Origin of the sequence: Kosakonia sp. HypNH10 (assembly GCF_029850615.1) — a bacterium.
In the GTDB taxonomy this organism is placed as follows: Bacteria; Pseudomonadota; Gammaproteobacteria; order Enterobacterales; family Enterobacteriaceae; genus Kosakonia; species Kosakonia cowanii.
The window spans coordinates 71,918-97,998 of the sequence record NZ_JAOTIU010000002.1; the positions used below are offsets into that span (position 1 = coordinate 71,918).

Annotated in this window: 24 protein-coding genes; 12 read left to right on the forward strand and 12 right to left on the reverse strand. The window is 55.9% G+C overall.

Going from position 1 to position 26,081, the window contains the following annotated elements:
- The first annotated feature begins 273 nt into the window (after positions 1-273).
- The 7 genes from rodZ to N7V53_RS06575 all read left to right on the forward strand — a co-directional run bounded on the left by rodZ (position 274) and on the right by N7V53_RS06575 (position 7,536).
- Complete coding sequence (gene rodZ / locus N7V53_RS06545; RefSeq protein ID WP_023481275.1) at positions 274-1,266, forward strand: cytoskeleton protein RodZ; 993 nt, start codon at positions 274-276, stop codon at positions 1,264-1,266.
- A gap of 26 nt (positions 1,267-1,292) precedes the next feature.
- On the forward strand, positions 1,293-2,411 hold the full coding sequence (gene ispG, locus N7V53_RS06550) for a flavodoxin-dependent (E)-4-hydroxy-3-methylbut-2-enyl-diphosphate synthase (RefSeq protein ID WP_023481201.1): 1,119 nt from the start codon (positions 1,293-1,295) through the stop codon (positions 2,409-2,411).
- 105 nt (positions 2,412-2,516) lie between these two features.
- Complete coding sequence (gene hisS, locus N7V53_RS06555; protein ID WP_023481178.1) at positions 2,517-3,791, forward strand: histidine--tRNA ligase; 1,275 nt, start codon at positions 2,517-2,519, stop codon at positions 3,789-3,791.
- Between the two features lie 36 nt (positions 3,792-3,827).
- Positions 3,828-4,448 (forward strand): YfgM family protein, encoded by a 621-nt coding sequence (locus N7V53_RS06560; RefSeq protein ID WP_023481162.1) that lies wholly within the window; start codon positions 3,828-3,830, stop codon positions 4,446-4,448.
- 10 nt (positions 4,449-4,458) lie between these two features.
- A complete protein-coding gene (gene bamB / locus N7V53_RS06565) occupies positions 4,459-5,637 on the forward strand; it encodes an outer membrane protein assembly factor BamB (RefSeq protein ID WP_279792796.1) in 1,179 nt (392 codons plus the stop codon).
- 121 nt (positions 5,638-5,758) lie between these two features.
- On the forward strand, positions 5,759-7,234 hold the full coding sequence (gene der, locus N7V53_RS06570; protein WP_023481267.1) for a ribosome biogenesis GTPase Der: 1,476 nt from the start codon (positions 5,759-5,761) through the stop codon (positions 7,232-7,234).
- Positions 7,235-7,320: 86 nt separating this feature from the next.
- Positions 7,321-7,536 carry a zinc ribbon domain-containing protein gene (locus tag N7V53_RS06575; protein WP_023481253.1) on the forward strand — a complete coding sequence of 72 codons (216 nt, stop codon included), beginning with the start codon at positions 7,321-7,323 and terminating at the stop codon, positions 7,534-7,536.
- Here the strand turns inward: N7V53_RS06575 and N7V53_RS06580 are convergent.
- The 3 genes from N7V53_RS06580 to xseA all read right to left on the reverse strand — a co-directional run bounded on the left by N7V53_RS06580 (position 7,533) and on the right by xseA (position 10,342).
- Positions 7,533-7,874: a protealysin inhibitor emfourin gene (locus N7V53_RS06580; protein WP_023481165.1), complete on the reverse strand. Its 342-nt coding sequence runs from the start codon at positions 7,872-7,874 to the stop codon at positions 7,533-7,535. The genes N7V53_RS06575 and N7V53_RS06580 overlap by 4 nt on opposite strands.
- Positions 7,874-8,899, reverse strand: a complete 1,026-nt coding sequence (locus N7V53_RS06585) for a M4 family metallopeptidase (RefSeq protein WP_279792797.1) — start codon at positions 8,897-8,899, stop codon at positions 7,874-7,876. The genes N7V53_RS06580 and N7V53_RS06585 overlap by 1 nt, the downstream gene beginning before the upstream one ends.
- Before the next feature lie 69 nt (positions 8,900-8,968).
- Positions 8,969-10,342: an exodeoxyribonuclease VII large subunit gene (gene xseA, locus N7V53_RS06590; protein ID WP_279792798.1), complete on the reverse strand. Its 1,374-nt coding sequence runs from the start codon at positions 10,340-10,342 to the stop codon at positions 8,969-8,971.
- A gap of 158 nt (positions 10,343-10,500) precedes the next feature.
- On the opposite strand from xseA, the gene guaB reads away from it, so the two are divergent.
- Together guaB and guaA are read left to right on the forward strand one after the other, a co-directional pair.
- The gene (gene guaB, locus N7V53_RS06595) at positions 10,501-11,967 is read left to right on the forward strand and encodes an IMP dehydrogenase (protein ID WP_023481215.1); all 1,467 of its coding nucleotides are present in this window, start codon (positions 10,501-10,503) and stop codon (positions 11,965-11,967) included.
- 70 nt (positions 11,968-12,037) lie between these two features.
- Entirely contained in the window at positions 12,038-13,615 is a 1,578-nt protein-coding gene (guaA, locus tag N7V53_RS06600; protein WP_279792799.1) for a glutamine-hydrolyzing GMP synthase, read from the forward strand.
- 155 nt (positions 13,616-13,770) lie between these two features.
- Here guaA and N7V53_RS06605 read toward each other — a convergent pair whose 3' ends face one another.
- The 4 genes from N7V53_RS06605 to N7V53_RS06620 all read right to left on the reverse strand — a co-directional run bounded on the left by N7V53_RS06605 (position 13,771) and on the right by N7V53_RS06620 (position 15,602).
- Positions 13,771-14,106, reverse strand: a complete 336-nt coding sequence (locus N7V53_RS06605; RefSeq protein ID WP_023481254.1) for a hypothetical protein — start codon at positions 14,104-14,106, stop codon at positions 13,771-13,773.
- A 1-nt stretch (position 14,107) separates the two neighbouring features.
- Positions 14,108-14,296, reverse strand: coding sequence for a hypothetical protein (locus tag N7V53_RS06610; RefSeq protein ID WP_279792800.1), 189 nt, complete (start codon positions 14,294-14,296; stop codon positions 14,108-14,110).
- Positions 14,297-14,401: 105 nt separating this feature from the next.
- Positions 14,402-15,016 (reverse strand): SMI1/KNR4 family protein, encoded by a 615-nt coding sequence (locus tag N7V53_RS06615; RefSeq protein ID WP_279792801.1) that lies wholly within the window; start codon positions 15,014-15,016, stop codon positions 14,402-14,404.
- A 16-nt stretch (positions 15,017-15,032) separates the two neighbouring features.
- Complete coding sequence (locus tag N7V53_RS06620; protein WP_279792802.1) at positions 15,033-15,602, reverse strand: hypothetical protein; 570 nt, start codon at positions 15,600-15,602, stop codon at positions 15,033-15,035.
- 179 nt (positions 15,603-15,781) lie between these two features.
- On the opposite strand from N7V53_RS06620, the gene N7V53_RS06625 reads away from it, so the two are divergent.
- The gene (locus N7V53_RS06625; protein WP_279792803.1) at positions 15,782-17,401 is read left to right on the forward strand and encodes a hypothetical protein; all 1,620 of its coding nucleotides are present in this window, start codon (positions 15,782-15,784) and stop codon (positions 17,399-17,401) included.
- 136 nt (positions 17,402-17,537) lie between these two features.
- Positions 17,538-17,933, forward strand: coding sequence for a VOC family protein (locus N7V53_RS06630; RefSeq protein ID WP_279792804.1), 396 nt, complete (start codon positions 17,538-17,540; stop codon positions 17,931-17,933).
- Between the two features lie 11 nt (positions 17,934-17,944).
- On the opposite strand, the gene iraP is transcribed toward N7V53_RS06630, so the two are convergent.
- The 5 genes from iraP to N7V53_RS06655 all read right to left on the reverse strand — a co-directional run bounded on the left by iraP (position 17,945) and on the right by N7V53_RS06655 (position 24,612).
- Complete coding sequence (gene iraP, locus N7V53_RS06635; protein WP_279792805.1) at positions 17,945-18,286, reverse strand: anti-adapter protein IraP; 342 nt, start codon at positions 18,284-18,286, stop codon at positions 17,945-17,947.
- A 219-nt stretch (positions 18,287-18,505) separates the two neighbouring features.
- Positions 18,506-20,281: an EAL domain-containing protein gene (locus N7V53_RS06640; protein WP_279792806.1), complete on the reverse strand. Its 1,776-nt coding sequence runs from the start codon at positions 20,279-20,281 to the stop codon at positions 18,506-18,508.
- 464 nt (positions 20,282-20,745) lie between these two features.
- The gene (locus N7V53_RS06645; protein WP_279792808.1) at positions 20,746-22,110 is read right to left on the reverse strand and encodes a methyl-accepting chemotaxis protein; all 1,365 of its coding nucleotides are present in this window, start codon (positions 22,108-22,110) and stop codon (positions 20,746-20,748) included.
- 390 nt (positions 22,111-22,500) lie between these two features.
- Complete coding sequence (locus N7V53_RS06650; protein WP_279792810.1) at positions 22,501-23,811, reverse strand: PAS domain-containing methyl-accepting chemotaxis protein; 1,311 nt, start codon at positions 23,809-23,811, stop codon at positions 22,501-22,503.
- 234 nt (positions 23,812-24,045) lie between these two features.
- Positions 24,046-24,612, reverse strand: coding sequence for a DUF4142 domain-containing protein (locus tag N7V53_RS06655; protein ID WP_279792811.1), 567 nt, complete (start codon positions 24,610-24,612; stop codon positions 24,046-24,048).
- Between the two features lie 346 nt (positions 24,613-24,958).
- Between N7V53_RS06655 and N7V53_RS06660 the strand changes: the two genes are divergently transcribed.
- Entirely contained in the window at positions 24,959-26,038 is a 1,080-nt protein-coding gene (locus tag N7V53_RS06660; RefSeq protein WP_270222271.1) for a mechanosensitive ion channel domain-containing protein, read from the forward strand.
- The last annotated feature ends 43 nt before the right edge of the window (positions 26,039-26,081 follow it).

The following is a 26,081-nucleotide window of genomic DNA, read 5'->3' on the forward strand; positions in this document are numbered from 1 at the left end:
GTTGGCGCCGCAGGTTTGGAATATGTTGAATATTTGGCCTGCTTATATAGAGGCCGTTAATAATTACGGTGCGTTTCCTCTGACTTTGAGGCAGTATGTAATGCTGGAACAACGGCTTAGCAAATAGTGCTGAAAGCCGTCCTGTTATCACGAACCTGACAGTCTTATACTGTGGGTCTACGTTTAACTGACCCGGATTTTTCGCGGCGCGTGTAGGTTATGCGGTTACGCGCGCCTGTGTGTTTACTTTTCACGTACCAGTAGTTGTAGCGAATGAATACTGAAGCCACTCAAGACCAAAACGAAGCACAATCCACGGGCGTTCGTCTGCGCAATGCTCGTGAGCAACTTGGACTCAGCCAGCAAGCGGTTGCCGAACGCTTGTGCCTGAAGGTCTCCACGGTACGCGATATCGAAGAGGACAGGTCGCCTGCCGATCTGGCATCCACCTTTGTGCGCGGTTATATCCGCTCCTATGCTCGCCTGGTACACATTCCAGAAGAAGAGCTGCTGCCGATTCTTGAGAAACAAGCGCCGATCCGCGCGGCAAAAGTCGCACCGATGCAGGGCTTTGCGCTGGGTAAACCGCGCAAAAAACGCGACGGCTGGCTGATGAGCGTCACCTGGCTGGTGCTGTTTGTGGTAGTAGGCCTGACGGGTGCCTGGTGGTGGCAAAACCACAAAGCGCAGCAGGAAGAGATCAGCACCATGGCCGATCAATCCTCCGCCGAGCTTAATGCCAGCAACGGCCAGAGCGTGCCGCTGGATAACCAGGCTGCCTCTACCCCGGTGGATAACGGTTCCACCCCGGTTGAAACCCCGGCCCCGACCAACAGTACGCAGGCACCTGCAACCACTTCACCTGCCGCCACAGCCAATCAGAACAGCGTGGTTCCGCCTTCGCAGGCGAACGTCGAACCCTCTGCCCAGCAGCCTGCTGCTACCGCCAATAACGCCTCTCAGCTGCCAACCGATCAGGCTGGCGTAGCGGGCGCATCTGCCGACGCGAACGCGCTGGTGATGAACTTTAATGCCGACTGCTGGCTGGAAGTGAGCGATGCGACCGGTAAGAAACTCTTTAGCGGTATGCAGCGTAAAGATGCCACGCTGAATCTCACCGGCCAGGCACCCTATAAACTGAAAATTGGCGCGCCGTCGGCTGTCCAGATCCAGTTCCAGGGGAAACCTGTCGATCTGAGTCGTTTTATCAGAACTAACCAGGTTGCGCGTCTGACCCTCAATGCCGAACAATCAGCAGCACAGTAACAGACGGGCAACGCGGGAGATCATTCATGCATAACCAGTCGCCGATCCAACGGCGGAAATCAAAACGGATTTATGTTGGTAATGTGCCGATCGGCGATGGGGCTCCCATCGCCGTGCAGTCTATGACAAACACCCGCACCACGGATGTTGAAGCAACGGTCAACCAAATCAAAGCATTAGAGCGCGTCGGCGCAGACATCGTGCGTGTCTCGGTGCCGACGATGGACGCGGCAGAAGCGTTCAGGCTTATCAAACAGCAGGTGAGTGTCCCGCTGGTGGCGGACATCCACTTTGACTATCGCATCGCGCTGAAAGTCGCCGAGTACGGCGTCGATTGCCTGCGCATCAACCCTGGCAATATCGGTAACGAAGAGCGCATCCGCAGCGTTGTCGACTGCGCGCGCGATAAAAACATCCCGATCCGCATCGGTGTTAACGCCGGTTCGCTGGAAAAAGATCTGCAGGAAAAGTATGGCGAGCCGACGCCGCAGGCGCTGCTCGAATCGGCCATGCGCCATGTGGATCATCTCGATCGTCTCAACTTCGACCAGTTCAAAGTGAGCGTGAAAGCCTCTGACGTCTTCCTTGCCGTTGAGTCCTATCGTCTGCTGGCGAAGCAGATCGATCAGCCGCTGCATCTGGGGATCACCGAAGCGGGCGGCGCGCGCGCGGGCTCGGTGAAATCGGCGATTGGCTTAGGCCTGCTGCTCTCGGAAGGGATCGGCGATACGCTGCGCATCTCGCTGGCGGCGGATCCGGTTGAAGAGATCAAAGTCGGTTTCGATATCCTCAAATCCCTGCGCATCCGCGCGCGTGGCATTAACTTTATCGCCTGCCCGACCTGCTCCCGTCAGGAGTTTGACGTGATTGGTACGGTCAACGCGCTGGAGCAGCGGCTGGAAGATATCATCACGCCGATGGATGTTTCGATTATCGGCTGCGTGGTGAACGGGCCGGGCGAAGCGCTGGTCTCGACCCTGGGCGTTACCGGCGGGAATAAGAAAAGCGGCCTGTATGAAGATGGCGTGCGTAAAGATCGCCTCGATAACGGCGATATGATCAGCCAGCTTGAGGCGCGTATTCGTGCGAAAGCCGCGATGCTGGATGAAACGCGCCGTATCGACGTCATGCAGGTAGAAAAATAAGGGTGCCGCCAAGGCTGGCATCCCGTGTATCATGAGCCCGCCCGGCGCGACCGCTTTTGTCGCCGCCCTGAGGGTTCATTTTTTGTATTAATAAAGAGAATAAACGTGGCAAAAAATATTCAAGCCATTCGCGGCATGAACGATTATCTGCCTGGCGAGACCGCCATCTGGCAGCGCATTGAAAGCAGCCTGAAGAACGTGCTCGGCAGCTACGGTTACAGTGAAATCCGTTTGCCGATTGTAGAGCAGACCCCGTTATTCAAACGCGCGATCGGCGAAGTGACCGACGTGGTTGAAAAAGAGATGTATACCTTCGACGACCGCAACGGCGACAGCCTGACGCTGCGTCCGGAAGGTACCGCGGGCTGCGTACGCGCCGGCATCGAACATGGTCTTCTGTACAATCAGGAACAGCGCTTGTGGTACGTCGGGCCGATGTTCCGCTACGAGCGTCCGCAGAAAGGGCGCTACCGTCAGTTCCATCAGCTGGGTGTGGAAGTGTTTGGCCTGCAGGGGCCGGATATCGACGCCGAGCTGATTATGCTCACCGCGCGCTGGTGGCGCGAGCTGGGTATCGCTTCTCACGTTGCGCTTGAGCTTAACTCCATCGGCTCGCTGGAAGCCCGCGCGACCTATCGCGACGCGCTGGTGGCGTTCCTGGAGCAGCATAAAGATAAGCTCGACGAAGATTGCCTGCGCCGCATGTACAGCAACCCGCTGCGCGTGCTGGACACCAAAAACCCGGATATTCAGGCGCTGCTGAACGATGCGCCGAAGCTGGGCGATTATCTTGACGATGAGTCACGCGAGCACTTTGCCGGCCTCTGCGCTTTTCTTGACGCGGCGGGCATCGCCTACACCGTTAACCAGCGCCTGGTGCGCGGTCTCGATTACTACAACCGCACCGTGTTTGAGTGGGTGACCAGCAGCCTCGGCGCGCAGGGCACCGTCTGCGCCGGTGGCCGTTACGATGGCCTGGTTGAGCAACTGGGCGGTCGCGCGACGCCAGCGGTTGGCTTCGCGATGGGTCTTGAGCGACTTGTTTTGCTGGTTCAGGCAGTTAATCCGGAATTTAAAGCCGAATCCGTTGTCGATATTTACCTGGTGGCGTCTGGCGCTAACACGCAATCCGCAGCAATGCTGCTGGGTGAGCAGGTGCGCGATGCGCTGCCTGGCGTGCGGCTGATGATGAACCACGGCGGCGGCAACTTTAAGAAGCAGTTTGCCCGGGCAGATAAGTGGGGCGCTCGCGTCGCGCTGGTGCTCGGCGAGTCTGAAATTGCCGACGGAAATGTTGTGGTGAAGGATTTACGCTCTGGTGAGCAGAGTACGGTAACGCAGGATAGCGTTGCGGCGCATTTGCGCACACTACTGGGCTAATCTCCCCGGTGATTTATCGTTAAGGAGAAGGACTGCGTGGAAATTTACGAAAACGAAAACGACCAGGTAGACGCGATTAAGCGCTTCTTTGCCGAGAATGGCAAAGCGCTGGCCGTTGGGGTTGTACTGGGTATCGGCGCGCTGGTGGGCTGGCGTTTCTGGAACAGCCATCAGGCGGACAATGCGCGCGAGACCTCGCAGGCGTATGAGAGCGCGGTAAGCGCGCTGCAGGCCGGCAAACAGGACTCCTATGCCGCGGCGGAAAAATTCGCTGCTGATAACAAAAACAGCTACGGTGCGCTGGCTTCGCTTGAGCTGGCTCAGCGTTACGTTGAGAAGAACGATCTGCAAAAAGCTGCTGCACAGCTGCAACAGGGTCTGGCTGCGACCGACGATGAGAATCTGAAGTCGATGATCAATGTCCGTCTGGCGCGCATTCAGGTACAACTGAAGCAGCAGGACGCGGCGCTGAAAACGCTTGATGCCGTGAAAGGTGAAAGCTGGTCGGCCATCGTTGCGGATCTGCGCGGCGAAGCGTTGCTGAGCAAAGGCGATAAAAAAGGTGCGCGCACCGCATGGGAAAACGGCATTAAAAACAATGCTTCTCCTGCGCTGAGTGAAATGATGCAGATGAAAATTAATAATTTGTCCATCTAAGAGGGACCCGATGCAATTGCGTAAATTACTACTGCCAGGGCTGCTTTCCGTCACGTTATTGAGCGGCTGTTCCCTCTTCAACGGCGAAGAAGATGTTGTCAAAATGTCGCCGCTGCCGGTGGTTGAAAACCAGTTCACGCCGTCTACGTCGTGGAGCACCTCCGTTGGTAACGGTATCGGCAAGTACTACTCCACTCTGCACCCGGCCTTTGCCGATGGCGTGGTCTACGCCGCCGATCGTCATGGCGTGGTGAAAGCGCTCAGCATTGATGATGGCCGCGAAATCTGGTCGGTAAACCTCGCTGAGAAAGATGGTTGGTTCTCCACCCGCGCCGCGCTGCTCTCCGGCGGCGTGACCGTTTCCGGCGGTAAAGTCTACATCGGTACCGAGCAGGCGCAGGTGTATGCGCTGAATGCCAGCGATGGTTCCGTTGCCTGGAAAACCAGCGTGGTGGGTGAAGCCCTCTCTCGCCCGGTAGTCAGCGATGGTCTGGTGCTGATTCACACCAGCAACGGTCAGTTGCAGGCGCTGAACGAAGCGGATGGCGCGGTGAAATGGACCGTTAACCTCGATATGCCGTCGCTCTCTCTGCGCGGTGAGTCTGCGCCGACTACCGCGTTTGGTGCTGCGATTGTTGGCGGTGATAACGGACGCGTCAGCGCCGTGCTGATGCAGCAGGGCCAGTTGATCTGGCAGCAGCGCATCTCCCAGGCAAATGGCCCGACCGAAATCGACCGTCTGAGCGACGTCGATACTACGCCGGTGGTGGTCAATGGTGTGGTTTACGCGCTGGCGTATAACGGTAATATGACGGCGCTGGATCTGCGCAGCGGCCAGATCATGTGGAAACGCGATCTCGGCTCGGTAAGCGATTTTGTGATTGATGGCAACCGTATCTACATCATCGATCAGAACGATCGCGTGCTTGCCCTGAGCACCGACGGCGGCGTGACGCTGTGGACGCAGAGCGATCTGCTGCACCGCAACCTGACCTCTCCGGCGCTCTATAATGGTTATATTGTGACCGGCGATAGCGAAGGCTATCTCCACTGGATTAACGTCGAAGATGGTCGTTTTGTTGCCCAGCAGAAAGTCGATAGTTCCGGCTTCCTGACCGAGCCGGTTGTGGCTGGCGGCAAACTGCTTATCCAGGCGAAAGACGGCACGCTGTACGCCCTCACGCGCTAAGCGCGCTGAGAGTGTCGTATCTGAAAGACGGCTCCTGTTGCAGGAGCCGTTTTCCTGTTTTTAAAACGCCGCGTAAATCGTGACGTTTTGCTAATGAATTTTCTGCAATGAGGCTTTAAACATGGTACCTGTGGTCGCGCTTGTCGGGCGCCCTAACGTTGGGAAATCCACGCTATTTAACCGTCTTACTCGCACCCGTGATGCGCTTGTAGCGGATTTTCCGGGTCTGACTCGTGACCGTAAGTACGGTCGTGCTGAAGTAGAAGGCCGCGAATTTATCTGTATCGATACCGGCGGTATCGATGGCACCGAAGATGGCGTTGAAACGCGTATGGCGGAGCAGTCGCTGCTGGCGATTGAAGAAGCTGACGTCGTGCTGTTTATGGTCGATGCCCGCGCCGGGCTGATGCCGGCCGATATCGCTATCGCCAAGCATCTGCGCTCGCGCGAGAAGGCCACCTTCCTCGTCGCCAACAAAACTGATGGCCTCGACCCGGATCAGGCGGTTTCTGACTTCTACTCCCTCGGTCTTGGCGAAATACACGCCATTGCCGCTTCACACGGACGCGGCGTCACCAGCCTGCTTGAGCATGTGCTGATGCCGTGGATGGACGAACTGAACCCGCCGGAAGAGGTGGATGAAGAGGCTGAGTACTGGGCGAAGTTTGAAGCTGCTGCGAACGGTGAAGCCGAAGAGCCGGAAGACGATTTCAACCCGCAGGATCTGCCGATTAAGCTGGCGATTGTCGGGCGTCCGAACGTGGGTAAGTCAACGCTCACTAACCGCATTCTCGGTGAAGACCGCGTCGTGGTGTATGACATGCCGGGCACCACCCGCGACAGCATCTACATTCCGATGCAGCGCGATGAGCGCGAATATGTCCTGATCGACACCGCTGGCGTGCGTAAGCGCGGCAAGATCACCGACGTGGTCGAGAAGTTCTCGGTTATCAAAACCCTGCAGGCGATTGAAGACGCCAACGTAGTGATGCTGGTGATTGATGCCCGCGAAGGTATCTCTGACCAGGATCTCTCCCTGCTGGGCTTTATCCTCAACAGCGGCCGCTCGCTGGTGATTGTCGTCAACAAGTGGGACGGCCTGAGCCAGGAAGTGAGAGAGCAGGTGAAAGAGACGCTCGATTACCGCCTCGGCTTTATCGACTTTGCGCGCGTGCACTTTATCTCTGCCCTGCACGGCAGCGGCGTCGGTAACCTGTTCGAATCCGTACGTGAAGCCTATGACAGCTCCACCCGTCGCGTCAGCACCGCGCTGCTGACCCGCATCATGAACATGGCGGCAGAAGATCACCAGCCGCCGCTGGTGCGTGGCCGTCGCGTGAAGCTGAAATACGCCCACGCCGGTGGTTATAACCCGCCGATTGTGGTGATCCACGGCAACCAGGTGAAAGACCTGCCGGACTCCTACAAGCGCTACCTGATGAACTACTTCCGCAAATCGCTGGAAGTGATGGGTACTCCGATTCGTATCCAGTTCAAAGAGGGCGAGAACCCGTTTGCCGATAAGCGCAACACCCTGACGCCGAACCAGTTACGTAAGCGTAAGCGCCTGATCAAGCATCTTAAGAAAGGTAAGTAACCGTTCACTTCACCCGCCGCTGGCGGGTGTTTTGTTTTTGAGGGTGTATCATTAGGTCAATCTTAAGCGATTGTGAGGAGTGCGTGATGCAACTGAACTGCCCGACTTGCCACGGCGAGCTGGAACTCGCCGGAACCATGGCGCACTGCGCCATGTGCAACAAAGATATGGAGGTGAACGCTGCCTGCCCGGAGTGTCACCAGCCGCTTGAGGTGTTAAAAGCCTGTGGCGCGGTGGACTACTTCTGCCAGCACGGCCACGGGCTGATTTCCAAAAAACGTGTCGAATTCACCCTGCGCTAAGGCTTGCAGATGCAGCCTTCGCCTTCGCGCCACAGCTCAACGAACGACGGCGGCGCTTTGCTCTCCGGGATCAGCAGCAGCATATCGCTCTGCCGCGTGGTCCAGGTGATCTGCAAACGGTAAAAGCGCTGGTCGCCGCGCCCCGGTGAGTCAGCCTGACCGGGAGGCTGCGCCAGCGGTAATGCCTGGTGCAGGATCTCAATCAGCCGCTGACGCTGCTCGTCCGTCAACTGGGCGATAACAATCCGCCTTCGCCCGGCGAGCATCGGGATATAGGCCACGCCACCCTCACGGGCCAGCTCGACAACCGCATCGTCGGTCAGTTCGGGTTCGTTCATTATAAGACTCCGACATCTTTCCACGCCTGTTCGATGGCCGCCGCCACCGCTTTACCGGAACGTTTTTCGCCATGATGAATCGTCAGTTTAGCGAAGGCAGCGAAATCGGCGTTTTGCGCCAGCTGGCGATCGCACACCGTATCGTACCAGGCGTAGCCCGCTTTTTCCCACGCATAACCGCCAATCTCCGTGGCCGCGAGATAAAATGCGCTGTTCGGGATACCGGAGTTAAGGTGCACGCCGCCGTTATCTTCGCGGGTTTTAATAAAGTCCTTCATGTGCGCGGGCTGCGGATCTTTGCCGAGCAGCGGATCGTTATAGGCGGTGCCCGGCTCGGACATTGAGCGCAGCCCTTTGCCGTTGATGCCTTCGGCTAACAGCCCTTCGCCGATAATCCAGTCTGCCTGCTCTGCGGTTTGCTTGAGGTGGTATTGCTTAACCAGCGAGCCGAAGACATCCGACAGGGATTCGTTCAGCGCGCCCGATTGTTCAAAGTAGATCAGCGCCGCTTCCGACTCTGTCACGCCGTGGCTTAACTCGTGAGCCACCACATCAATGGCGATAGTGAAACGGTTAAAGATTTCACCGTCGCCATCGCCAAACACCATCTGCTGACCGTTCCAGAAGGCGTTCTGATACTCCTGGCCGTAATGCACCGTGCCGCTCAGCACCAGGCCCTTGTTATCCAGCGAGTTGCGTTTCCACTCTTTCCAGAAAAAGTCGTGGGTGACGCCAAGATAGTCGTAGGCCTCATCAACGGCGACATCGCCATTCGAAGGCTGGCCCTCATAACGCACCTGCTTGCCCGGCAGGCTCTCTTTGTTATGCGCATCGTAAATATCGCGCACCAGTTCGCCCGGCGAGTTTGTCTGCGGAGCGCTCGGTTTACCGTGGCTGTGGGCCATCAGCGTCTGGACATGCATCAGGGTTTGTTTCGCGCAGCGCTTCTGTACTTCAGAGCCCTGGTCAATGATGCGACGGAGAATGTAGGGGGGAATAACGGTGTGCGGGAAGCGAGTGGTCATGTTGATCTCCTTGATAAAATCAAAAGAACAACAAAAGTATAGGTCGCCTCACCGCATTAAGAGTTTTAACTACGGGGTTTTTCGTTTTCTCGGTTGTTTCACCGGTGTGACAATGCGCACTTCGCTCTCGACCCAGCCATCATTCAGGCGGGTGGTGAGCGTATCGCCCGCTTTTACCTGTTTGGTCTGTTTCAGCACTTTCCCGTCGGTGGCGGTCGTAACGCTGTAACCGCGCGCAAGCGTCGCCAGCGGGCTGACGGCTTCCAGATGGGTGAGGGCGGTGCCGAAGCGTTCGCGCGTGCTGCCAAGGCGATCGCGAATCGACTGGCTCAGACGATACTCAAGCTGCTGCACTCGCGTTTGCGCACGGTGAATGCGCGGCTGCGGGTTGTGATGATTGAGCCGTTGCAGCACGCGCTGCTGACGCGTGTTCGCGCGTTTAAGCTGCGTATCCAGCGCGTTGTGCATGCGCTGCTGCAAACGGTCGAGCACCGTCTGCTGACGCGCGAGGCGCAACTGCGGGTGCTGCTGTTGCAGGCGGTGATGAAGCTGGGCAAAGCGGCGGTTGCGGCCTGCCAGATAGTAATCCATCCCCATCTCCAGACGCTGCTGCATCGCCTGCACCTGGCGCAGCAGTTCAAGCTGGTTACGGCTGACAATTTCTGCCGCCGCCGAAGGGGTTGGCGCGCGCAGGTCGGCGACGAAATCGGCGATGGTGACATCCGTTTCATGGCCGACGGCGCTGACGATCGGAATCCGGCTGGCAAAAATGGCGCGCGCGACGCGTTCGTCGTTAAAGCTCCAGAGATCTTCCAGCGAGCCGCCGCCGCGCCCGACAATCAGCACGTCACACTCGTTGCGGCTGTTGGCAAGGGCAATCGCGCGCACGATTTGCGCCGGTGCATCTTCGCCCTGTACGGCGGTCGGGTAGATCACCACGGGGAGCGACGGATCGCGGCGTTTCAGCACATGCAAAATATCGTGCAGCGCGGCGCCGGTTTTTGAGGTGATCACCCCGACGCAGTGCGCCGGTGAGGGCAGGGGATGTTTAAACTGCTGCTCGAACAGCCCTTCCGCTGCCAGTTTCGCTTTCAGCTGCTCATACTTCTGCTGTAACAGCCCTTCACCCGCCGGTTGCATGCTCTCGACGATGATTTGGTATTCACCGCGCGGCTCATACATCGTGATGTTGGCGCGCACCAGCACCTGCTGCCCATGCTGCGGGCGGAAGGTGACGCGGCGGTTGCTGTTGCGGAACATCGCACAGCGCACCTGGGCGGTGTCATCTTTTAAGGTGAAGTACCAGTGACCGGAAGCGGGCTGGGTAAAGTTGGAGATTTCGCCGCTGATCCACACCTGGCCCAGCTCGCGTTCCAGTAGCGATCGCACCGTCTGGTTAAGGCGGCTGACAGTATAAATGGAGGGAGTTTGCAATGAGGACATGTGAGCCAGATCAAATTCTAAATCAGCAAGTTATTCGGTCGATAGTAGCCTGATGCCACCCGATTACAAGTATTTTTCCAAAAAAGTGTAGATGCAATCGGTTACGCTCTGTATAATGCCACGGCAATATTTAACCACCCAGGTCAGAGATATTGCCCATGCTACGTATCGCTAAAGAAGCTTTGACGTTTGACGACGTCCTCCTCGTTCCCGCCCACTCCACTGTTCTGCCGAATACCGCCGATTTAAGCACTCAGCTGACGAAGACCATTCGCCTGAACATTCCTATGCTCTCTGCGGCAATGGACACCGTAACGGAAGCGCGTCTGGCGATCGCCCTCGCACAGGAAGGCGGCATTGGCTTTATTCACAAAAACATGTCTATCGAGCGCCAGGCGGATGAAGTACGCCGCGTGAAGAAACATGAGTCTGGCGTGGTAAAAGAGCCGCAGACCGTGCTGCCGACTACGACTCTTCGCGAAGTGAAAGAGCTGACCGAGCGCAACGGCTTCGCTGGCTACCCGGTAGTGAACGAAGAGAACGAACTGGTTGGCATCATCACCGGTCGTGACGTGCGTTTTGTTACCGACCTCAACCAGCCGGTCAGCGTCTATATGACGCCGAAAGAACGCCTGGTAACGGTACGTGAAGGTGAAGCGCGCGAAGTCGTGTTTGCCAAAATGCATGAAAAGCGCGTCGAAAAAGCGCTGGTAGTGGACGACAGCTTCCACCTGCTCGGCATGATCACCGTGAAAGATTTCCAGAAAGCAGAACGTAAACCGAACGCCTGTAAAGATGAGCAGGGTCGTCTGCGCGTTGGCGCAGCGGTCGGCGCGGGCGCGGGCAACGAAGAGCGCGTTGATGCGCTGGTTGCCGCCGGTGTTGACGTACTGCTGATTGACTCCTCCCATGGCCACTCTGAAGGCGTGTTGCAGCGTATCCGCGAAACGCGCGCCAAATACCCGGATCTGCAAATCATCGGCGGCAACGTTGCGACCGGCGCAGGCGCTCGCGCGCTGGCTGAAGCTGGCGTCAGCGCGGTGAAAGTGGGTATCGGTCCTGGCTCTATTTGTACGACCCGTATTGTGACCGGTGTTGGTGTTCCGCAGATCACTGCCGTTTCCGACGCGGTTGAAGCGCTGGAAGGGATGGATATCCCGGTAATCGCCGATGGCGGCATCCGCTTCTCTGGCGATATCGCTAAAGCGATCGCCGCTGGCGCAAGCGCGGTAATGGTCGGCTCCATGCTGGCGGGCACCGAAGAGTCCCCGGGCGAAATCGAACTCTACCAGGGCCGCTCTTACAAATCCTACCGCGGGATGGGCTCGCTGGGCGCAATGTCCAAAGGCTCCTCTGATCGCTACTTCCAGACCGATAACGCCGCAGACAAACTGGTGCCGGAAGGTATCGAAGGCCGCGTGGCGTACAAAGGCCGTCTGAAAGAGATCATTCACCAGCAGATGGGCGGCCTGCGTTCCTGTATGGGTCTGACCGGCTGTGGTACCATCGATGCCCTGCGTACCAAAGCGGAGTTCGTGCGCATCAGCGGCGCGGGCATCCAGGAGAGCCACGTTCACGACGTGACCATCACCAAGGAATCCCCGAACTACCGCATGGGTTCTTAATGCAATTCGCGCCCGGTTTTTGCCGGGCGTTGACTTTTCTATCTCGCTCTTTGCCTCGGAACTAACGTCAATGACGGACAATATTCATAAACATCGCATTCTTATCCTCGACTTTGGCTCGCAATACACTCAGTTAGTCGCACGCCGCGTGCGTGAACTCGGCGTCTACTGCGAACTGTGGGCGTGGGATGTCACTGAAGCGCAGATCCGCGACTTCAACCCAAGCGGCATCATCCTCTCCGGCGGCCCGGAAAGCACTACCGAAGAGAACAGCCCGCGCGCGCCGCAGTACGTTTTCGACGCCGGTGTGCCGGTGCTCGGCGTCTGCTATGGCATGCAGACCATGGCGATGCAGCTTGGCGGCCACGTTGAAGGCTCTAACGAGCGTGAATTTGGTTATGCGCAGGTTGAAGTGCAGACCGAAAGCGCGCTGATCCGTGGGATTGAAGATGCCCTGACCGCAGACGGCAAAGCGCTGCTGGATGTGTGGATGAGCCACGGCGATAAAGTAACGGCGATCCCGTCCGGCTTTGTTACCGTTGCCAGCACTGAAACCTGCCCGTTCGCCATTATGGCTAACGAAGAGAAGCGTTTCTACGGCGTGCAGTTCCACCCGGAAGTGACGCACACCCGCCAGGGGCTGCGTATGCTGGAGCGCTTTGTGCGCGATATCTGCGAGTGCGAAGCACTGTGGACACCGGCAAAAATCATTGATGACGCCGTTGAGCGCATCCGCCAACAGGTTGGCAACGATAAAGTGATACTCGGCCTCTCCGGCGGCGTGGACTCCTCCGTCACCGCGATGCTGCTGCACCGCGCGATTGGCAAAAACCTGACCTGCGTCTTCGTCGATAACGGCCTGCTGCGCCTGAACGAAGCAGAGCAGGTGCTGGATATGTTCGGTGACCACTTTGGTCTGAACATTGTTCACGTTCCGGCAGAAGAGCGCTTCCTCGGCGCGCTGGCGGGCGAGAACGATCCGGAAGCGAAACGTAAAATCATCGGCCGCGTGTTTGTGGAAGTGTTCGATGAAGAAGCGCTGAAGCTGGAAGATGTGAAGTGGCTGGCACAGGGCACCATCTACCCGGACGTTATTGAATCCGCAGCCTCTGCGACCGGTAAAGCGCACGTTATTAAGTCTCACCATAACGTTGGCGGCCTGCCGAAAGAGATGAAGATGGGTCTGGTTGAGCCGCTGAAAGAGCTGTTCAAAGATGAAGTGCGTAAAATCGGCCTCGAACTTGGCCTGCCGTACGACATGCTGTACCGCCATCCGTTCCCGGGCCCGGGCCTCGGCGTTCGCGTACTCGGCGAAGTGAAGAAAGAGTACTGCGACCTGCTGCGCCGCGCGGACCATATCTTTATCGAAGAGCTGCGCAAAGCCGATCTCTACAACAAAGTGAGCCAGGCGTTCACCGTCTTCCTGCCCGTGCGTTCCGTCGGCGTGATGGGCGATGGCCGTAAGTATGACTGGGTTGTCTCCCTGCGCGCGGTCGAAACCATCGACTTTATGACCGCCCACTGGGCGCACCTGCCGTATGACTTCCTGGGCCGCGTCTCCAACCGCATTATCAACGAAGTGAACGGTATTTCCCGTGTCGTATATGACATCAGCGGGAAGCCGCCGGCGACGATTGAGTGGGAATGATCGGATAGCTTTTTCTGAGTTTTTCAGAGATCTAAATTAAATTTAACCCACTGTTGCTCCAGTGGGTTTTTTTATATGTGACGCTATAAGATTTAGATTAGTGGAGCACTTCATATTCAAAATTTGCGAATTTAGAGAAACTTGTAATAGCAGGCTTACTCTATTTTGACTTTTTTAGGAGCGATTGCGGATAGCGAAATCATAAATCCTGTTAATGCGGCAATGATTAACGGGAAAATAAAGGCGTCGGATGTTCTGAGCGGGTTTTTAATATCAAACAGGATAACAATAAAAAAGGCGCTGGTTGCAAAGGTTGAGGAGGAGTAGACCTCATTCATTTTGAACTGGAGTTTATCAAGCGAGAAGGGCGGAGTCTCTTTGCATAAGGCATCCCAGGTGAGATGCACTGCAAGATAACCTATACACAGGATGAAATAAAAGCGGGTTAACTCCTGTGTATTCTGTGGTGCAAGCCAGTCAAGAAAGTGCATTTTAGTGAGCAGACTTCCTTGCAGCATAGAGCGCTGGCATAACGACAGCACCTGCTAAAGCAAAGCTGTATGCGATACCTGCCGTAACGGTGAAAGCTGGAATCAGAAATGACAAGCCACCGGGAAGGGCAAATCCTAAACCTGCACCACCGATGATCGCTTTCATCAGCGTAATCACCTTGATTTCCATACTTCCTCCTATACCCAAAAAAGGCTGCATTATCTGTGCGGGAATTCTAAGGAGCTGCCTGTAATCTGTACAGAATTATTTCCAGCTAATCCGAGGCCGCTTCCATTAATACATCCACTTCTCCACCACCTCATCCCCGAGCCGTTCGCGCAGCAGTTCCTCATTTTCTTCCTCGCCGTGGGCTTCGAGCAGACATTTGAACATCAGCGCGTCGAGATACTGCCCGGCATCGCGGAATATCTGCGTCAGCATCGGTGACGTGTCGTGGTCGAAATACCACACTTCGCCGGTTTCGCGGTGAAAGCACCACAAATTACCGTTGCCGAGATAGTCACCAAAAGCGATCAGGTTATTAACCAGCTTCCACTGCGGGTCATCCTGCGGCACATCCTCAAGGATATCGCTAATTCCGGGGTAGGCCGCCAGCAGTGGTTCAATGGCGGCGTATTTCGCAGGCGTCACGCTGCACAGTGTTTCGGCGAGGTTCAGTTCGCCAATCTGCTGATGATAGGTGCGCAGCACCGGCGGCAGCGGGCAGCCGATGCGCTGCTCAAGGTCAGCAATCTCTGCATCGCTGGCGGGCGTTGCGGGCGCAGGGTTATCCCACTGGTCGCGCCAGGCGTGCACACAGTCGCGCCACCAGGCAAGGCGGGCGTGCTCATCGGTAAACTCCGGCCAGACCAGCGGCGGAAGCGGGCGGTTATCGCTCTCATTACTCATTGTTGGGCGCTCTCAATTAATAGCTCTGGCTGTCGACGCTAAAAAGATAGTTGATATCAAGGTCGGCTGCGGGCTTCGCATCGTCGTTTTTCTCCAGCACAAACTCAAATGCTGGCTGATAGTCATCCTCGCGGAACACTTCACCCGCGAGGATCTCCACCGAGTAAGTGCCGTTTTCAAGAGCGATATGCGGGCGGTTCGGCGCTTCATAGCGCTGCAATAACGCGTTGATACTTTCATCGTTGAAGTTGTCGAGAATGCGCCAGGTAAAGAGCTGCACCTGACCATGCTCGACGCGCAGCGTGTAACCTGGGCGGCGGTGCTGGAGATTGTTTTCCGCTTTCAGCAGTTCCGGCGTTTCGGGCGGCAGGGTGAAAATAATGGTGTAGGGATAATTTTCAACGCCCGTCATCGGGATCAGCATGCCTTCGAGCACCGCCTTATCGCCGCTCTCATTGCGGGTAAACTCCGTTGCCAGGTCGTCAGCGAGATCGTTGTCATCCTTGAACTTTTTCAGCAGGCGGATATCGGCAAGCAGAAAGTAGTTCACCAGATCGTTCAGCACTTCATTGCATTCATAGCGCACGCGTTACCCTTAGATTTATCTCGTTGTAGAGGGATTGTTACTGCTCTGAAAGGTACGATCACCTACTTGATCAGGGGGGCAACTCTGTGCGGCAGAGGCATAATCAGCTATAAACAGGCGTAAGGTCGGCGTTTTGCGCATCCGGCGAACATCAGGAATTCAATACAAGGAATATGAGTATGCAGCGATGGTTAGCAAAACTCCTCGGTAAACAAGAGGCAGCAGAGCAGGGCGCACCTTTCCCGCTTCCCTGGCCGGGCGACAGGCAGAGCATCTACCACTTTATCTCCCCTTATGCAGACGGCAACGCGCCGTTGCCGGAGCAGGCGCAGACCCTGCCGGATGAAGATACCCTTGAAGGCGAGCTGCGCTGGGTGGCGGGCGGCATGGACGGCGCGTTTGGCCATCACGGCAGCGGGGCAGACGCAGAAGAGGCGGCAGATGAGATTATCAGCGCATTAAGCGCCGTGCTGCGCAAACCCTCCCCGGCCAATATGAACACCTTCTATGCGCTGCTGAAAGCGCGCCCGCCGCTCGATTACATCGATATCCTGACCGACAAACTGCCGGAAGCACCTTCGCTTTCGCCGCAGCAGGTTCACGACCTGATGGTCTGGCTGGCGACCAACAGCCCGGATCGCAACCCGGTCAAATGCGCCATCGCGCTGCTGGCCTTCTTCCCCTCGGACGAGAACCGGGCGCTGGTGACCACGCTTGGGCTGCATGAGGAGTTTACGCTTTTTACCGCCGTCGCCCTGCGCAATATGCTGCCGGAAGAGGCATTTGATGCAACGCTGACGGCGCTGGCGAAACGGGTCACCGGCTGGGGCCGCATTCAGCTTATTGAGCGCCTGCCGGATGAGGTCTCGCCCGCCACCCGTGAATGGCTGCTGCGCGAGGGCTACGCCAATTCGGTGATGGAGGAGTACACCGCCTGGGACTGCGCCACCAAAGGGCGCTTGCTGGCGGCGCTTTCGGTTGACGCGGTGGATGATGGCGTGCTGACCGGCGCAGGCGATATTCTCGCGGCGCTGATTGCCGGCGGCCCGGCGCGCGATATCCATGACTACCCGGAGGGCGCACAGGCCTGTCACCGCTACCTCACGCTGCTGCGCCACAGTAAAAACGATGATCTGCGCAACTTGCTCAACACCAGCGCCATCGGCGCGTTTGCCGGTGATGAAGATAACAACTGGGAGACGCTGCAAGCGGAAGGCTGGAGCGATGAGATCCGCCAGCAGATTGCGGATGATGTCGAGGCGATTGTCGCGCAGGAGAAGTGGCTGACGCGCGTGCAGCAGGATTTAACCGCCTGCGATAACGGCGATTTTTACCTCGCCCTGCGCGCAGCGAAGCTGTTAGGCATCGATACCTGGGAGCAGGTTTTTGCCCGCCAGCAGACGGTGCCCAATGAAGCGAACTGGTACGAACTGATGCAGACCGAAAGCCCGCAGCGTATGGAGCGCATTCTGCAACTCGCTGAGCAGCAGCTTGATCTTGCGGCGATTGCCAGTGGGCCAGATACGCTGATGGGTCTCGGCGCGGAGTATCGCCAGCACGGCGCGCTCGATTTTATCCTCCAGGATCTCAACCGTTTTCCCGGTATGGGCTGGTCGCTGATCAAAACCGGCCTGCGCAGCCCGGTGGTGCGTAACCGACTTATGGCGCTCAACGCGCTGGAGGGCTGGCCGGAAGAGCAGCTCCCGGCCGAGCTGCACGGCATGCTGGAAACCGCCTTCCACGCGGAGCTGGATGATAATGTGCGTGCGCGGTTAGAGAAGATGCTGGCGGAAGAGTAATCCATACGTGATGCACGAAAAAGCTCGCCTTCCGGCGGGCTTTTTTATTTGCCTTCGTTGGCAGGCTCTTACCGACAAATCGACCCGTGAATTCTGTGTAGGCTAAAGGCAATTAACCCAATGACAGGAGCGCGGAATGTTTACTCATATGAGAATTGCCAGGCCGGTGACCAACCTTGAGCAGGCTTATCAGCAGTACAGCAAAGGATTAGAGCTGAAGCGTATTGCGGACTTCAGCGATCATGAAGGTTTCAGCGGCGTGATGCTGGGGCGGGAAGGATTAGGCTGGCATATGGAATTAACCCTCTGCCACCATCATCCGGTGCAGCCTTCGCAGACGGACGAAGATTTGCTGGTGCTCTACTACCCCGACAAAGCGGAGTGGGAAAAGGTCTGTGCAACGATGCTGGATGCCGGTTTTGTTGGGGTGGCCTCGTTTAACCCCTACTGGGATCGTAACGGGCGCACCTTTGCCGATGCCGACGGCTACCGGGTGGTAATACAGAACCAGGCGTGGGTTAACGCTGAGTAAAAGGCGGCAGGTTAGCTCTGCCCGGGTCGATCGGTTGTCAGGTCACCACCTGTAACGACGGTGGGGATCTCATCCGACTCTTTGCTGACGGCGCGCGTTAATTCCACCTGCTCATGAAATTTCACCAGCAGCAGCTCGGCGTCGGATTGCAGCGCGGCGTCGGGCGTCTCCAGCACGGAGTTAATCGACTTATTAATGCTTGCCACCATTTCATCCAGACCGCCGCCTTTGCCGACGGTCAGCGTCAGGGCGGCAACGACCAGCGACTGCGCCTCGATCTGGGCGGTCAGCTCTTTCATCTGCGCGTCCATCCTGGACATTTTTATTAGCATACTCAGTATGACGTTTTTCATGGACTACCCATTTGAAGACATTATTTCAGACGAATATTACTCCGGGATGCAATGAATTCAATCACACTATTTGTGAATACGCGATCTTGTATACATTAAATGTATATATGTATTACGAAGCGGCGGCGACATAATACTAACTGTTTGATAATTATATTTTCTTTGGCGTTCCGTCGCCTGGCGAAGATATGGGTGAGCAAACGGCAAATTGTTGCTATATCAGGTACGGATCTTCCACTCCAGCCAGCTGCTCATCTCCTGGGCCGGAAGCGGGCGGGCATAGAGATAACCCTGCGCCTGGTCGCAGCCATACTTTTGCAGGGTTGCACCGGTCTGCGCATTCTCCACCCCTTCCGCCAGCACGACATAATCGAGCTCTTTCAGCATGCCGATAATACTGCGGGCGATAATGCGCGAGGCGGTATCTTCCGACAGTTTAAAGATCAGGCTCTGATCCAGTTTGATGATGTCGATCGGCATACGGCGCAGGTAGCTGATGTTGCTGTAGCCGGTGCCGAAATCATCGAGCGAAATGGGGAAGCCGCGCAGTTTCAGCATCTCAAGGCCTTTCAACGCCGCCGCGCTCTCAATGATGCGTTCGGTTTCCAGACACTCAATGCCGAGCAGGCTGGTGGGGAGGCGGGCGCGGATCATGCGCGCTTCGAGGCTGTCGGCAAAGCCGGGCGCGGAGATATCCTGAATACTCACGTTAACGGAGACCGGCAGCGCAAGCCCGAGCGCATGCCAGGCTGCCAGTTGGGTAATCACATTGGCGATAACCCAGCCTGTCAGATCCTGTAGCAGACCGGCCTGCTCCGCAAAGGGAATAAACATCCCCGGCGACAGTTCGCCTTTTTGCGGATGCCGCCAGCGGATCAGCGCTTCAATGCCAACCGGCGCGTCAGTTTGCAGACACATTTTCGGCTGGTAAACGAGATAGAGCCCCGGCAGTTTGCCGTCGATGGCTTGCGCCAGCTCCTCCATCAGCACCGGCATGGCCGCTGCATCCTCATCAATAATGGTTTCCGGCAGCTGGAAGGTGTTCTGGCGGATGCGCTCATGCAGGGCATGCACTGCTTTATTGAGCACCTCTCTGGCGGAGAGATCGCCGGGGATAAAGTTTTTGCCCGCGGTGTGGACGCGGAACTCGACGGTAATGCCAGGCTCCAGTTCGGCGCTGACGCCCTGCAAGCGGCTGGCGATGGCGCAGGCCGAAATATTGTCCGACGCCCGCGTCAGCAGGGCAAAGCGGCCCGTCGCTACCATATAGAGTTTGCCGCACTTCAGCGGACGCAGGCGCAGAGGCAGCATAATCGCCATATCGCGCAGCAGATTTTCAACCGGTGCCATCCCGCGGGTGCGTGCCAGTTCGAAAGCACGCGGCATGTCGATACAGTCGATCAGGATCAGGTTGCGCTCGGCGGTATCATTCGTCGCGTTCAGCAACTGGATATCGCGCAGCAGGTGCAGCTTGTTCGGCAGCCCGGTAATGGCATCCGTCAGGCCGGCGTAGTGCCAGGCTTCCAGAAACGACATTGCCAGTTCGCCCAGCAGCCGCAGCGTATCAATCTGCTCTTTGGTTACGGTATGAGGATTGGTATCCACCACGCAGAGCGTGCCGAGCGTAATGCCATCGCGGGTGGTCAGCGGCACCCCCGCATAGAAGCGGATAAAGGGGCTGGCAACGGTCAGCGGATGCGTGACAAAGCGGGCGTCTTGTAGAGTGTCCGGCACAATAAACGGATTCCCGCTGTCGACGGCATAGCGGCAAAAGGAGTTCACCCGTGAGGAGGTCTCCAGCTGGAAGTTGATGGCTGCCCGCACATACTGATTCTCATCATCAAGCACGGAAATAAAGCTGCCGGGTATTTTTAACATTCTGGCGGCGAGCTGGGTAATTTTACGCAGCACATCATCGCGGCTGTCATCCGGGTTCAGCAGGGCCTGTAACGCCAGAAAATGGCGCTCTTTGTCGCCGCCGATATTGAGTAACATTGTTGCCTCCCAACCGGCTGTGGACGGTGGGTAAGAAAAGATAAAGGGTGCTGAAAACGCTTTTTAGTTGTTACAGCGGGATGGAAGCATACCGGCAGGCAACGTCAGCCCAATGCAAATATGATTTGTATTGATATTAGCAGTAACGGAGCGCAACTGATGCCTGTAAAAGGTGCGGTCTCACATTTATTTCACAATTTAATTTACGCCATCAGCGCCCGCCAGCCGGGGAGGGAGAGCATAAAGTGGAAGGGGATGGTTAGATTTCATAACAACACCATTAATAAATAAGAAGAATATTTCAGTTGCCTAAAAAGAGAGAAAAAAAACGGGCAGCCGCGACACCGGCACTGCCCGTTATAAATAAGACGAAGAGGATAAAAGACGTCTGCTTTTTTATTACTACGCCCGGCAACTTCTCCGGTGCGTAGCCTCGTCCCGTATAACACGTTGCTTCAGGAAGCTCAGCTCACCGTGAGCGGCAGCGTAAAGTGCTGGACCACGCCGCGCAGGGTTTCCGTTCTGCCATTAAGGTTGCTGGCTGACGCCGTAATCTGGTGCACCAGCGCCGCGTTCTGCTGAGTGACGCGATCCAGCTCGGCAACTGCGTGAGTCACCTGCGAGATGCCTTTACTCTGCTCATCGGAAGCGAGTGCGATTTCGCCGATCAGCGCATTGACGCTGGCGACATTGCCTTTCACTTCGCTCATCGCCTCACCGGCATCTTCCGCCACATCTTTACCCTCATGAACCGAGGTGATGGCGGATTTGATCAGCGACTCAATTTCACGCGCCGCCGCCGCACTGCGCTGGGCGAGGGAGCGCACTTCTGTTGCTACCACGGCGAAACCGCGACCCTGCTCGCCGGCACGCGCTGCTTCAACGGCGGCATTCAGCGCGAGGATATTGGTCTGGAAAGCGATGCTGTTGATGGTGGAGGTGAACTGGCGGATCTGCTCAGAACCATCGGCAATGCGGTTCATGGTGCTGGCCAGGGTCTCCACCAGGTTGCTTGCTTTTTCGGTGGTGTGTGCGGTCATCACCGACAGATCGCGAACCTGACGCGCATTGTCGGCGTTGTGGCTGACCGTTGAGGTCAGCTCCTCCATGCTGGATGCCGCCTGTTCAAGGGCTGCCGCCTGCTGCGTTGTACGGTTTGCCAGATCGCTGTTACCGGCGGCAATCTCACGTGCTTCACGGTGCAGCGCGTCGCTGTTCTCGCTGATCGCGCTTACGGTCGTCAGCAAGCTGTTCTGCATCTCACGCACCAGCGGGATCATTTGGCCTACGCAGTTACGGCCAATATCCTGCGGCTGATAGGTTAAATCACCCTGCGCAATCAGGCGGAAATGGGCGCGGATATCGCCAACCGGCTTCACCAGATGGATAACCAGGTAGCAGTCGCAAAACAGCACCAGCCCGGCGGCGGCCAGCAGGGCAACAATCAGCACGATATCGAGCTGGGTGCGATCGGCGGCAATCTGCGAGCTATTGTCATGAGACTTACGGGTTAACGCCGCCAGATGTTCGCTGGCCTGCGTTTTCCAGGCACTGGCCGGGCCGGATAAGGCCTCAGTGGCCCACTCTGCGCCCGGCGGGATTTCATTTATCAGGGCCGCTTTTTCAGCCTCGTTTCCCTGTTGCAATACCAGTGTCGCATGGGAGATGAAGATCGCCTGCTGGGTCAGGGCTGTGCTCTGATCCGCCTGCTTGTTCATGTCGCGCACGGCAAAGGCCGCATAACCGCCGGTGGCGGTAATCAGCGCCAGCGCCGTCAGGAGGATCCATAACACGACGCGGCGGATAGTGTAGTTTTTTAATGTTTTCATAGTCGCGCCCTGTTTGGTAGCGGTGGCAAAGTGTGTTGTCGTTACGTTATATAAATAGCGCATTAACTAATTACGCGCGATTTTATTGAGTGAATTGTGGCAGGATTTTTACGGAAAGATAGGGGGAGAGAAGTAAATAATTTCATAATGAAACTGTTGGCCTGAAACGAGGCGGCCAGATTTATAATTAAGTTATTGTTTAACAGGATTAAATTATTTCGATCGCAGGCTTCAATTGATTGTTCCTTGCGTATCAATAGGCGTGCACAGCGGTTAAAAAGGAGAAAAGAGGGGAGAGGGGAGCTAAGCGCAGCGCTCTGCGTGCTCGACCCTCTCCTGGTCTGGACGGGAAATTTAGGTTATGGCGTGGCGCATTTCTGTTTGTTGAAGTCAGTCAGCTTTGACTGAAAGGGCGACATCTTTAACCGCGGCCTCAACACCAGCCGCATTCTTCTGGATGCTGGCGATCACCTCGCCCGCTTCACGCATCAGTGTCACCCCCTGGCGGGTGCTCATCAGGTTGTTTTCAATGCCGTTCAGCACCTCTTTGGCGAGCTGATTATTGCTGGCTACAACCCGCTCGATCTCTTCCGTCGCGCTGCTGACGCTCGCCGCAAGCGTACGCACTTCTGAGGCAACCACGGCAAAACTGCGTCCGGACGCGCCCGCCCTTGCAGCTTCAATCGCGGCATTCAGTGCAATCAGTCTTGTCTGCATGGCAAAGCTGCGAATGGTTTCAACCATACCGTCAATACTGTCAGACTGATCGTTGAGCCGCGAGACATCGCTGGAAACTGCCCCCATTCCCTGCGCAATGGTATCGATCATGCGGATGCTGTTTTCGATAACGGTAGCACCGTTCTGCGCGCTGCCACGGGTTTGCACCGCCATATCCCAGGCGTGGACCGCCGCCTCCTGCTCACGCTGGTTGCGCAGCACATCTGCCGTGACATCGGTGGCGAATTTCACAATCTTATAAAGCTGCCCGTCACTGTTAAACACAGGATTATAGGTTGCACTCAGCCATAAAGGCTCGCCCCGGCGGTTCAGGCGTGGAAACTGACCGGAGAAAAATTCGCCCTGGTTCAGCCTCTCCCAGAACTGGCGGTATTCGTCACTTTTATACAGCGTTTCCGAGCAGAAGAGACGGTGATGTTTACCGATAACCTCTTCTCGTTTATAGCCAGTGGTGTTCAGGAAGTTGTCATTCGCTTCTAGCACAATCCCTTCCGGGCTGAAGGCGATAATCGCCATTGAGCGACCAATGGCATTAACGATCGCCTCCTTCTCAAGCGCAACATGGATGCGTTCGGAAATGTCGGCAGCAATTTTTATTACTCGGGTCACCACGCCGTGACGGTTGGTGACGGGAATATAACTGGCCTCAAGCCACACAGGGCGATTGCCCTTAGCGAGGCGCAGATATTTGCCACTAAAGCTCTCGCCACGAGTAAGGCGCTGCCAGAACTGCGCGTACTCCGCTGAGTTGACCAGCGACGGCGGGCAGAAGATACGATGGTGCTGGCCGATGATTTCATCCGCGCGATAGCCCATCGCAGAGAGAAACTGCGGGCTGGCGTTATGGATGATCCCTTCCGGACTGAATTCAATGACAGGTTTATTCTGGCAAAGCGCGTTGTAAGACGCGGATGAACGCAGGCGGCTCAGGGAAAAAAGGTGTTTAAGGAAAGGCATACGCATCAGATTTACCGGATCGAGTAGGAATTGATCTGGTTATCGGCAATCTCGTCAGCAGCATTATGTATTGGTGCGATAGCTGCAGGGTATTATTTAACCACTGGTTAACCGTGAGCGAAGCGGGATGGATGACCTGAAGGGCCGCGCCACGGCCTATGTCAGCGGCGCGGCCCTTATCTGCAACACATCGAACCTGTGTCATTTTACTCGCAGGCTCGTGTACTTTTTTACGCTTTGTTACTTACTTGCAGACATCTGCTCGGCAGACTTCAGATGCTGCTCAACCACAGGCGTATGCGCATCGGCCAGCGTTTTCACGTCCGGATCTTTAATGTTTTTAGCATCGCTCTGCAGTTTATCGAGCACCATTTTGTGATCTTTGGTGCCGGCATTTTCCATATAGAGCTTGTCAAACTTGTCGCCGCTCTCTTTTTCAAGCTTGGCAGCCATAGTCTTGTGTTTGGCGTCCGGCTCGGTCGGCAGTTCAACGCCTTTTTGCTTGGCGACGTCCTGAACTTTGGTCAACGCTGCGCCATGGTCATCGACCATCTTCTGGGCATAGGCTTTCACTTCGCTGCTTTTAGCTTTTTCCAGCGCGATTTTCGCGGCGGCGACCTCATTGATATTGGCCTGCGCCATATCTTTTAACGCTTTTTCGTCGCCGGAGCTGAGTTTGGTGCTTGATGCGGTAGCGCTACTCTGCGCGGCGCTCGCCGGAGTCTGGGCTTGCGCGCCAACCGTGGTGAACATCGCGACGGCGGCTGATACGGCCAGCAGTCCTTTTAAAGTTTTACTCTTTTGCATGTTGTTCTCCTGATGGTTATGGGTACAGGTTTTATACGTTCTGAAATCGTCAGCAGCCTCGTAGGTAAATGACAACTGCAGTGGTCAGTATAGTGGATGCGTAATTTTTGCCAGCCGTTTACGTTAGAGTTCTTAATATATCGCTCTCACTTCAGAGCAAATCACCGCTGAAAATCGTTATCAGAATTGCCTGATATTGTTATCAACGGATAAGGCTGTTTTCATAATTTTCATATAATAAGGCGCGGGAATCAGGCACTCTGCGGATTATCTGCAAGGGAAGGGTTACCGATCCGTTTAACCGTACTGACAACGCAGGGGTGTTGGCAGAATATAAGGGGAAAGCATGCCTTTTTTATTTGGTGAGTTATCTGGCGCTCCGGCATGGGTGCCTGCGGTATTGCTCGTCACGCTCTCGCTCGCGATCGGTTTTCTCGCGAGATTTACACTGCTGCAATTTATCCGTTACTGGCAGGGCCGGGACAGAAAACTCTTCAAATCACTTGAGAAACATCTGCGCGGATCGATGTTTCTTTTCATCCCACTGCTGTTAATCCGCGTCGGGGTAAATTATGTCCACATCCAGCCCGAATCGCTGGGGTTTATTACAACGACAATAAATATTTTTATTATTTTGTCATTCTGCTCGGTCCTGATTCGCTTAATTAACGTGGCTCAGGATATGCTTTTTATCCGCTATGACATTAATATTTCGAACAATCTTCGTGCGCGCAAAATCCGCACGCAGATAATGTACGTGAAGAAAGTCGCTATCGTTATCCTCGTGACGCTCTGCCTCTCCCTGATTTTGCTCAGCTTCCCGGGGGTGCGAAAATTCGGCACGACGATTCTGGCCGGTGCCGGGGTTGCCGGTATTATCATCGGTTTTGCTTTGCAGAAGTCACTGGTCAATCTTTTTGCCGGTATTCAAATTGCCTTTACGCAACCCATTAAAATTGATGATGCGGTGGTGGTGGAAAAAGAGTGGGGCTGGATTGAGGAGATAAACCTGACCTATGTGGTGGTGCGTCTGTGGGATCTGCGTCGGCTGGTGCTGCCGATCACCTACTTTACCGAAAATCCGTTCCAGAACTGGACGCGTAATAATGCACAAATTTTAGGCTCGGTTTTTCTTTATGTGGATTACTCAATGCCTTTAGAGCCGCTTCGCCAACATTTTGAAAAAGTGCTCAGTGAAACCAAACTGTGGGATCAGGAAACTCAGGTGCTTCAGGTTACTGATACCACGGAAAAAACCATGACCATCAGGATGTTGATGACGGCACAGAATTCCCCAACGGCCTTTGATTTACGCTGCTACGTGCGGGAAAAAATGATTGAGTTTATTCAGCAAAACTATCCGCACGGCCTGCCGCAGGTAAGGGCAACGCTGACCGCGCCTGCGGCTTCCGAAAACGAGTTATAGTCTTACCGGGCGCAACGTGCAGCGGCGATAATCTGGCTGTACG

Excerpts from the sequence above, each read along its gene's own strand:
- rodZ (WP_023481275.1), top strand. The coding sequence starts at position 274 with ATGAATACTGAAGCCACTCAAGACCAAAACGAAGCACAATCCACGGGC.
- ispG (WP_023481201.1), top strand. The coding sequence starts at position 1,293 with ATGCATAACCAGTCGCCGATCCAACGGCGGAAATCAAAACGGATTTAT.
- bamB (WP_279792796.1), top strand. The coding sequence starts at position 4,459 with ATGCAATTGCGTAAATTACTACTGCCAGGGCTGCTTTCCGTCACGTTA.
- der (WP_023481267.1), top strand. The coding sequence starts at position 5,759 with ATGGTACCTGTGGTCGCGCTTGTCGGGCGCCCTAACGTTGGGAAATCC.
- N7V53_RS06575 (WP_023481253.1), top strand. The coding sequence starts at position 7,321 with ATGCAACTGAACTGCCCGACTTGCCACGGCGAGCTGGAACTCGCCGGA.
- N7V53_RS06580 (WP_023481165.1), bottom strand. The coding sequence starts at position 7,874 with ATGAACGAACCCGAACTGACCGACGATGCGGTTGTCGAGCTGGCCCGT.
- N7V53_RS06585 (WP_279792797.1), bottom strand. The coding sequence starts at position 8,899 with ATGACCACTCGCTTCCCGCACACCGTTATTCCCCCCTACATTCTCCGT.
- xseA (WP_279792798.1), bottom strand. The coding sequence starts at position 10,342 with ATGTCCTCATTGCAAACTCCCTCCATTTATACTGTCAGCCGCCTTAAC.
- guaB (WP_023481215.1), top strand. The coding sequence starts at position 10,501 with ATGCTACGTATCGCTAAAGAAGCTTTGACGTTTGACGACGTCCTCCTC.
- guaA (WP_279792799.1), top strand. The coding sequence starts at position 12,038 with ATGACGGACAATATTCATAAACATCGCATTCTTATCCTCGACTTTGGC.
- N7V53_RS06605 (WP_023481254.1), bottom strand. The coding sequence starts at position 14,106 with ATGCACTTTCTTGACTGGCTTGCACCACAGAATACACAGGAGTTAACC.
- N7V53_RS06610 (WP_279792800.1), bottom strand. The coding sequence starts at position 14,296 with ATGGAAATCAAGGTGATTACGCTGATGAAAGCGATCATCGGTGGTGCA.
- N7V53_RS06615 (WP_279792801.1), bottom strand. The coding sequence starts at position 15,016 with ATGAGTAATGAGAGCGATAACCGCCCGCTTCCGCCGCTGGTCTGGCCG.
- N7V53_RS06625 (WP_279792803.1), top strand. The coding sequence starts at position 15,782 with ATGCAGCGATGGTTAGCAAAACTCCTCGGTAAACAAGAGGCAGCAGAG.
- N7V53_RS06630 (WP_279792804.1), top strand. The coding sequence starts at position 17,538 with ATGTTTACTCATATGAGAATTGCCAGGCCGGTGACCAACCTTGAGCAG.
- iraP (WP_279792805.1), bottom strand. The coding sequence starts at position 18,286 with ATGAAAAACGTCATACTGAGTATGCTAATAAAAATGTCCAGGATGGAC.
- N7V53_RS06640 (WP_279792806.1), bottom strand. The coding sequence starts at position 20,281 with ATGTTACTCAATATCGGCGGCGACAAAGAGCGCCATTTTCTGGCGTTA.
- N7V53_RS06645 (WP_279792808.1), bottom strand. The coding sequence starts at position 22,110 with ATGAAAACATTAAAAAACTACACTATCCGCCGCGTCGTGTTATGGATC.
- N7V53_RS06650 (WP_279792810.1), bottom strand. The coding sequence starts at position 23,811 with ATGCGTATGCCTTTCCTTAAACACCTTTTTTCCCTGAGCCGCCTGCGT.
- N7V53_RS06655 (WP_279792811.1), bottom strand. The coding sequence starts at position 24,612 with ATGCAAAAGAGTAAAACTTTAAAAGGACTGCTGGCCGTATCAGCCGCC.
- N7V53_RS06660 (WP_270222271.1), top strand. The coding sequence starts at position 24,959 with ATGCCTTTTTTATTTGGTGAGTTATCTGGCGCTCCGGCATGGGTGCCT.